The 7,896-nt window shown below is 71.7% G+C and carries 9 protein-coding genes; 8 read left to right on the top strand and 1 reads right to left on the bottom strand.

Annotated elements, in window-relative coordinates; translation table 11 throughout:
- Window positions 1-544 (bottom strand): sensor domain-containing protein (locus EES42_RS05930; protein WP_206433374.1); only part of this gene is annotated, 544 nt, incomplete at its 3' end.
- Window positions 545-713: 169 nt separating this feature from the next.
- Here EES42_RS05930 and EES42_RS05925 point away from each other — a divergent pair.
- The 8 genes from EES42_RS05925 to EES42_RS05890 are packed head-to-tail and all read left to right on the top strand — an operon-like array spanning window position 714 to window position 7,894.
- Window positions 714-1,115 (top strand): NADH-quinone oxidoreductase subunit A, encoded by a 402-nt coding sequence (locus tag EES42_RS05925; RefSeq protein ID WP_124716979.1) that lies wholly within the window; start codon window positions 714-716, stop codon window positions 1,113-1,115.
- Window positions 1,106-1,738 (top strand): NADH-quinone oxidoreductase subunit B, encoded by a 633-nt coding sequence (locus EES42_RS05920; protein WP_124716978.1) that lies wholly within the window; start codon window positions 1,106-1,108, stop codon window positions 1,736-1,738. The genes EES42_RS05925 and EES42_RS05920 overlap by 10 nt, the downstream gene beginning before the upstream one ends.
- Window positions 1,735-3,324: an NADH-quinone oxidoreductase subunit C gene (locus EES42_RS05915; protein ID WP_124716977.1), complete on the top strand. Its 1,590-nt coding sequence runs from the start codon at window positions 1,735-1,737 to the stop codon at window positions 3,322-3,324. Before EES42_RS05920 ends, EES42_RS05915 begins: the two co-directional genes overlap by 4 nt.
- The gene (locus tag EES42_RS05910) at window positions 3,321-4,289 is read left to right on the top strand and encodes a complex I subunit 1/NuoH family protein (protein WP_124716976.1); all 969 of its coding nucleotides are present in this window, start codon (window positions 3,321-3,323) and stop codon (window positions 4,287-4,289) included. Before EES42_RS05915 ends, EES42_RS05910 begins: the two co-directional genes overlap by 4 nt.
- Entirely contained in the window at window positions 4,289-4,912 is a 624-nt protein-coding gene (locus EES42_RS05905) for a NuoI/complex I 23 kDa subunit family protein (protein ID WP_124716975.1), read from the top strand. Before EES42_RS05910 ends, EES42_RS05905 begins: the two co-directional genes overlap by 1 nt.
- Window positions 4,909-5,490: an NADH-quinone oxidoreductase subunit J family protein gene (locus EES42_RS05900; protein WP_124716974.1), complete on the top strand. Its 582-nt coding sequence runs from the start codon at window positions 4,909-4,911 to the stop codon at window positions 5,488-5,490. Before EES42_RS05905 ends, EES42_RS05900 begins: the two co-directional genes overlap by 4 nt.
- Window positions 5,490-5,897 (top strand): NADH-quinone oxidoreductase subunit NuoK, encoded by a 408-nt coding sequence (gene nuoK / locus EES42_RS05895; RefSeq protein ID WP_124716973.1) that lies wholly within the window; start codon window positions 5,490-5,492, stop codon window positions 5,895-5,897. Before EES42_RS05900 ends, nuoK begins: the two co-directional genes overlap by 1 nt.
- Window positions 5,894-7,894, top strand: coding sequence for an NADH-quinone oxidoreductase subunit 5 family protein (locus EES42_RS05890; RefSeq protein WP_124716972.1), 2,001 nt, complete (start codon window positions 5,894-5,896; stop codon window positions 7,892-7,894). Before nuoK ends, EES42_RS05890 begins: the two co-directional genes overlap by 4 nt.
- Window positions 7,895-7,896 lie beyond the last annotated feature (2 nt).

Here is a 7,896-nt window from a genome sequence, read left to right as displayed (position 1 = left end):
CGGCGATCCGGCGCTCCAGTTCGTCGGAGGGCGAGAGCAGCGCGCGCACCATCGCCCGGTCCCCGTTGCTGAGGAGCCGAGTGATGTGGGGCAGCAGCGGCCACAGCACGAGGAAGCTCACGAGCGTCACCGCGAAGGTGAGTACACCCCAGGGCAGCCGGACGAAGGAGTACAGCACCGCCCGCCAGCCCACCGGATCCTTGAGGCTCGACCAGAGCCAGGCGAAGAACCCCTTGTCCCGGCGGGACAGCTCCATCGGGCTCGGCTCGTCGACCGGCACCCCGAGCATCGCCCGCGCCCGGCCCCGCTCGGCCTTGCCGATCAGCCGCGCCCCGTGCAGTCCGACGGCGAGCAGCGGCAGACCGATCACCGTGACCGCGAGTGCCACACCGACGCCGATCATGAACACCGTGTAAACGAACCAGACGATGGTCAGCGGGAGATTGGCCAGAAGATGGCCGATCTCCTTCCAGGTCCACGGGTCGGGGATGAGTCTGGCGGGTGGTGGCCGGTCGTTGTCCGGCACCGTGGGGCTCATGGTCATATGCCCAGCCTGCCGGGCCGGACCGGCGCACGCCATGGGGTCCGTGGGTGAGGTGAAGTAGGGATAACCCCACCCCTGGTCCGACGCGGCTGCTTACCCTCTCTTTAACAGGGCCTAGACTCCCGTGCGTACGGATCACCGGACGGATTCGAGGGAGCGAGGGGCGGACGTGACGGAGCTGCCGGAATCGACCGTTCTCGCGGCGGACTACTTCCACGCCTATTCAGTGGTCGGACTGCTCGCCGTGATCGGCGTGCTGTTCGTCGCCGTCGCCTTCGGGGCCGGCCGGCTGCTGCGCCCCGTGGTCCCGACGCCGGAGAAACTCCTGACGTACGAGTGCGGCGTGGACCCGGTGGGTGAAGGATGGGCTCATACGCAGGTCCGCTATTACGTCTATGCCTTCCTGTACGTGATCTTCGCCGTCGACTCGATCTTCCTGTTTCCGTGGGCGACGGTATTCGCCGCACCCGGATACGGGGCGACCACGCTCGTCGAAATGTTCATCTTCCTCGGTTTCCTGGCCGTAGGACTGCTCTACGCATGGAAGAAGGGCGTCCTCGAATGGACGTGACCAGCCCACAGGCCGACGAGGGTTCCGAATCCCAGCCCGTGCCGACCTTCCTGCCGGAGCCCAAGCGGCTCGGCGTCCTGTCGCGCCTGGCGCCGGAGCCGATGAAGGTGGTCCTGAACTGGGGCCGCCGCTACAGCCTCTGGGTCTTCAACTTCGGGCTCGCCTGCTGCGCCATCGAATTCATCGCCGCCTCCATGGCCCGGCACGACTTCATCCGGCTCGGCGTGATCCCGTTCGCGCCCGGCCCGCGCCAGGCCGACCTCATGATCGTTTCCGGCACGGTGACCGACAAGATGGCCCCGGCCGTGAAGCGGCTCTACGAGCAGATGCCCGAGCCCAAGTACGTCATCTCCTTCGGCGCCTGCTCCAACTGCGGCGGCCCGTACTGGGACTCGTACTCCGTGACCAAGGGCGTCGACCAGATCATCCCGGTCGACGTCTACGTACCCGGCTGCCCGCCCCGGCCGGAGGCGCTCCTCCAGGGCATCCTCAAGCTCCAGGAGAAGATCGCCCGCGAGTCACTGGGTGAGCGGTACGCGACGGGCGGCGCCCGCCCCTCCACCACCGCACTCCGCAGCAGCCTGGTGGCCGCCCCGCCGGCCCCGGGAAAGGGCGACGCATGACCACCCCTCCGACCCCCGACGAGGCCCCCGAGGCCTACGACCGCCTGCCGGACGCCGCCGCCGAGCTCTTCGGCGATGACGCGACGGCGGAGTACGCGTACGACCTGCTGACCGTCGACGTACCGGCCGCCTCCTGGATCGCAGCCCTCGAAACGGCCCGCGACCGGCTGGGCTGCACGTATTTCGACTGGCTGAGCGCGGTCGACGAACCCGGCACCGGCTTCCGGGTCTGCGCCCATGTCGCGGCCCTGGCCGAGGGCCGGGTCCGCCGGCTCCTGGTCCGTACGACGGTTCCGCACGAGGCGGCGGTCCTCCCGACCGCCATCGACGTCTACGCGGGTGCCGCCTGGCACGAGCGCGAGACGCACGAGATGTTCGGCATCGGCTTCGAGGGTCACCCGCACCTGGTGCCGCTGCTGCTCCCCGAGGGCTTCGAGGGCCACCCGCTGCGCAAGGACTTCGTGCTGGCGGCACGCGTCGCGAAGGCATGGCCCGGCGCGAAGGAGCCGGGCGAGTCGGAACACGGCGGCCCGAAGCGACGCACGATGCTGCCGCCCGGCGTCCCCGACCCGAACGAATGGGGCCCCCTGAAGGGCCAGCTCCCACCCGCCCCGTCCCGTCCGACCCGCACCCCACGAGCAGCGGGCGACCGCCCGGCACGCCGTACCCGCAGCGCGAGCGAGGGATCGGCCGCCCAGCGAACGGCGGCGACTGCTGCGGGCGCGGGTACGGGTACGGATGCCGGCGCGGGGGTCAGCTCGGGTGCGGGCACTGGTACCGGCGCGGGCGTCAGTTCGGGTACGGGCGTAGGCCCGAGATCGCACCCCGGCCCTGCGACGCCCGGGCCCACGGCTCCCCGCTCCTCGACCCCGCGTCGTACCCGCAGCGCGAGCGAGGGCTCGGCGAGCCAGCAGCGGGCGCGGGCTGAGGCGGAGCCGGGTACGGAGACCGGGGCCGTTACCGGAGCAGGGCCTGGGGCCGGTACCGAGTCGCGGACCGCGCCGGGGACCGAGTCCGGGGCCGCGGCCGGGACCCAGCCGGGGGCCAGGACCGCAACCGGACCAAGGGCCGGGGAACGAACCGAGCCCGGTCCCGGGACAGGAACCCGGCCAGGGCCCCAGCCCGGCGCCGGGGCCGGGGCCGGGGCCGAGCAGTCGAGCCCCGAGGCCGCGACGAGCGACGCCCCGTGGCACCACGCCCGCCCGGCTTTCGACGCGGATTCCTCCGAGCCCCTCACGGATACCTCCCAGCCCCTCACGGGTACCTCCGAGCCCCTCACGGATTCCTCCGAGCCCGTCCCGGGTACCTCCCAGCCTCTCCGGCGTTTGAGGAGCGGGGGTCCGGGGGCGGAGCCCCCGGTTCGGGAAGGGGCGGGTAGGGGAGAGGCCCCGCGCAGCGGCACCCCCACCCCCGACACCGAAACCGACACCACCCCCGATACAGGCACCACCCCCGAGCCCGAGCCCGCCCCCTCGAAGACTCCGGAAACCGCAGAATCCCCGGAGACCCCGGAGACCCCGGAGACCCCGGAGACCCCGGAAACCCCCGCACCCAACAACCACCCCGCCGGAGGCGATACCGCGTGAACGACGTACTCGACGTCGCCCTCCGCCTGGTCATCGTCTTCGCCGTGTTCATGGTCCTCCCCCTCGTCGTGGGACAGACCGAGCACAAGGTGATGGCCCACATGCAGGGCCGCCTCGGCCCCATGTACGCGGGCGGCTTCCACGGCTGGGCCCAGCTCGTCGCGGACGGCGTGAAGTTCGCGCAGAAGGAAGACATCGTCCCGGCCGAGGCCGACCGCCGTATCTTCCAGCTCGCGCCGGCCGTCGCGCTGCTCCCGTACCTCCTCGTGCTCGTCGCCATCCCGATCGGCCCCAGCGAGGGCGCGGTCGGACAGGTCGTCGACGCGGGCATCTTCTTCGTGCTCGCCGTGATGGGCGTCGGAGTGCTCGGCTCGCTCATGGCCGGCTGGGCCTCGGCCAACAAGTTCTCCCTCCTCGGGGGCCTGCGCACCGCCGCCCAGCTGCTCGCGTACGAGCTGCCGATGCTGCTCGCCGCCGCCTCCGTCGCGATGGCGGCCGGCACCGTCTCCCTCCCGGGCATCCTCGACGCCTTCGAGTGGTGGTGGCTGCCCTGGCAGATCGTCGGCGCACTGGTCTTCTTCGTGGCCGGTCTCGCCGAGCTGCAACGCCCGCCGTTCGACATGCCGGTCGCCGACTCCGAGATCATCTTCGGCGCGTACACCGAGTACACCGGCCTGCGCTTCGCGCTCTTCCTGCTCGCCGAGTACGCGGGCATCGTCGTGCTGTGCGGACTGACCACCGTCCTCTTCCTCGGCGGCTGGCACGGCCCGTTCGGCGCCGACGGACTCGGCTGGGTCTGGACGCTGCTCAAGACCGCCGTACTCGCCTTCGTCGTCATCTGGCTACGGGTGTCCTACCCCCGGCTCCGCGAGGACCAGTTGCAGAAGCTCGCCTGGACCACGCTCATCCCGCTCGCTCTCGCGCAGATCGCGCTCACCGGAATCGTGAAGGTGGCGATCAGCTGATGGCCGTGCCGCCCCCGCCCCCCCGGCCCCGCATCCCCGGCTCCGGCCTCGCCAAGGGCCTGGCCGTCACCCTGCGGACGATGACGAGGAAGACGGTCACCGCGCAGTACCCGGACGTCCAGCCCGAACTCCCGCCCCGCTCCCGCGGCGTCATCGCGCTGTTCGAGGAGAACTGCACGGTCTGCATGCTCTGCGCCCGCGAGTGCCCGGACTGGTGCATCTACATCGACTCCCACAAGGAGACGGTGCCCGCCGCGACCCCGGGCGGCCGCGAACGCAGCCGCAACGTCCTCGACCGCTTCGCGATCGACTTCTCGCTCTGCATGTACTGCGGTATCTGCATCGAGGTGTGCCCCTTCGACGCGCTCTTCTGGTCGCCGGAGTTCGAGTACGCGGAGACGGACATCCTCGAACTCACCCATGAGCGCGACAAGCTCCGCGAATGGATGTGGACGGTGCCGGAACCGCCCGCGCTCGACCTGGGCGCCGAGGAGCCGAAGGAGATCGCCGCCGCCCGCAAGACGGCGGAGAAACTCGAAGCCCAGCGCGCCCAGGAAGCCCAGCAGAACCAGGAAGCGCAACAGGCCGACCAGGCCCAGCAGAAAGCAGAGGGGGAGGAGTGACACTCGCAGCCACCGCGGCGCACGCCGCTCTCGCCGCGCACCCGGCCCCCTCCGGCTTCCTCTCCCCGACCGGCGTCGAGATCGCCTTCCTCCTCGTCGGCATCGCCACCCTCGGCGCGGCCCTCGTCACCGTCACGACCAAGCAGCTGGTGCACGCCGCCCTCTGGCTGGTCGTGGCGCTCGGCGGTCTCGCCGTCGAGTACCTCCTGCTCACCGCGGAGTTCATCGCCTGGGTGCAGGTACTGATCTACGTCGGTTCCGTGGTCGTGCTCCTCCTCTTCGGGCTGATGCTCACCAGAGCCCCCATCGGCCGCTCCCCGGACGCCGACTCGGGCAACCGCTGGGCGGCCCTCGGCGTGGCCGTCGCCGCCGCCGGCGCGCTCGTCTGGGTCGTCGTCGACGCCTTCCGCACCACCTGGATCGACCTGGACGGACCGGCCCAGGGCTCGACCGAGGCGACCGGCTCCTTCCTCTTCCGGCACTGGGTGCTGCCCTTCGAAGCACTCTCCGTCCTGCTGCTCGCCGCCCTCGTCGGCGCGATCGTCCTGTCCCGCAAGCGCGGTAAGGAGCAGAGCTGATGCACCTCGCCTATCCCGCCGTGCTCGCCGCCCTCCTCTTCTGCACCGGGCTGTACGGAGTACTCGCCCGCCGCAACGCGATCCTGGTCCTGATGTCCGTCGAGCTGATGCTCAACGCCGTCAACCTCAATCTGGTCGCCTTCGACGTCTGGCTCCGTGACGCCCTGCACTCCGGCCAGGCCCTCACCCTCTTCACCATCGCCATCGCGGCGGCCGAGATCGGCATCGGTCTGGCGATCGTTCTCGCCGTGTACCGCAACCGCGGCAGCTCGGACATCGACCGGCTCCGCGACACCGCCGAGACCGACGCCGCCGAAGCCCTCCCGGACGACGAGTCCGGCACAGGCACCGAAGACCAGGCCACTGCTGCGGCAGGGAAGGCAAAGAAGGCAGAGGCCACCGCGTGACCACCACGACCCTCGCCGTCCTCGTCCCCCTCCTCCCGTTCCTGGGCGCCGCGGCCGGCCTCCTGCTCGGACGCACCGCCCCCGGCTTCGTACGGCCCCTCGCCGTACTGCCCACCCTCGCCGCGGCCGTCATCGCGGCCGTCGTCGCGGCCCGCCAGGGCGGCGGCCGGGCCATCGACGCCGCGACCCAGCTCACCCCCACCGGCTCGGTCCCGATCGACCTCGCCCTGCACCTCGACGGCTTCGCCGTCCTCGTCGCCGTGCTGGTCGGACTCGTCGCCACCTGTGTGCAGATCTACTCGACCGCCTATCTGCGCGACGACCCCCGCTACCCCTCGTACGCCGCCCTCGTCTCCCTCTTCACCTCCGCGATGCTGCTCGTCGTCTACTCCGGCGACCTGATGGTGCTGCTGGTCGGCTGGGAGATCATGGGCATCTGCTCGTACTTCCTCGTCGGCCACTACTGGGAGACGCCCGAAGCCCGCGCCGCCTCCCTCAAGGCCTTCCTGGTCACCAAGCTCGGCGACGTCCCCTTCCTGATCGGCCTGTTCGCGCTCGCCGCCGACACCGGCACCTTCCGCATCACCGGCATCCTGGGCGCCGTCGCCAACGGCGGCCTGGACCACCCCACGCTGATCGCGCTGCTGCTCCTCGCGGGCGTCGCCGGCAAGTCGGCGCAGTTCCCCCTGCACACCTGGCTGCCCGACGCGATGGCCGGCCCCACCCCCGTCTCCGCGCTCATCCACGCCGCGACGATGGTCGCCGCCGGCATCTACTTCGTGGCCCGGCTCCTCCCCGTCTTCGCCGAGTCCGGCGCCGCCCTCGTCGTACTCGCCGTGATGGCCGCGATCACGATGATCGGCTCGGGACTCGCCGCCCTCGCCCAGGACGACATCAAGCGGGTCCTCGCCTACTCGACGATCGGTCAGCTCGGCTACATGGCCGGCGCCCTGGCCGTCGGCGATCGCGGGGCCGCCGTCTTCCACCTCCTGTCCCACGGCGCGTTCAAGGCCGTCCTCTTCCTCGCGGCCGGCGTCGTCATCCACGCCGCCGGGACCAACTCACTGGCCGCCATGTCCCGCATGGGCGGGCTGACGAAGCGCGTCCCGGACGCCTACTGGACGATGACCGTCGCCCTGCTCGCGCTCGCCGCCATCCCTCCGTTCGCCGGCTTCTTCTCCAAGGAAGCCGTCCTCGTAGCCGCCGAGCACACCGCGCTCGGGGACCGGCACGTCGCCCCGGCCGCCGCCGGCTGGACCGTGCTCGTCGCCGGACTGCTCGCCGCCGTCCTCACCGCCGCCTACGCCACCCGCCTCTGGCTCCTCGCCTTCCGGGGCCGCGGTGCCGAGGCCCCGGACCACGGCAGGCAGCCCGTCGCGATGACCGCCGTCCTCTGGGTGCTCGCCGTCCCGACCATCGCCTTCGGGCTGACCGTCGGCACGATCACCGACTGGTTCGACGGACACGCCCTCACCCCGTCCGTGACCACCGCCGTCCTCTCCACGGGTGCCGGCCTGGTCGGCGGCCTCGTCACCTACGGCGCCTGGCGCCACACCTCGGCGCTCGCCGCCCGCACCCCCGTCGGCACCGTCGTCGCGCACCCCGACGCCGAACCCGCCCTCGTCGAGGCCCAGGCCATGACGGCACACACCGCCGCCTACGGAACCGCCGGGGACGCCCCCGACCCGGCCGACCCCGGCCGCCTGCTGCTCGGCCCGCTGCACCGCCCGGCCGCCGCGGGCTTCCACCTCGACGCCCTGTACACGGCACTGTTCGTCCGCCCCGTCCAGGCCGCGGCGAGCCTCGTCCGCTTCCTGGACCGCGAGGTCGTCGACACCTACGTACGCGGCTCCGGAGCCGTCGCACGCGGACTCGGCGCCGCCGTCCGCCGTGCGCAGACCGGCAACGTGCAGACCTACCTCAGCGCACTGCTCGCCGGTTCGCTGGTCCTGGCGATCGCCGCCGTCGTCTTTGCCAACGTCAACGCCGGGTCGTGAGC

This window comes from Streptomyces sp. ADI95-17, from assembly GCF_003846175.1.
Taxonomy (GTDB): Bacteria; Actinomycetota; Actinomycetes; order Streptomycetales; family Streptomycetaceae; genus Streptomyces; species Streptomyces sanglieri.
The sequence above is the reverse complement of the archived record's forward strand: the minus strand, read 5'-3'. Positions and strand labels throughout refer to the sequence as shown.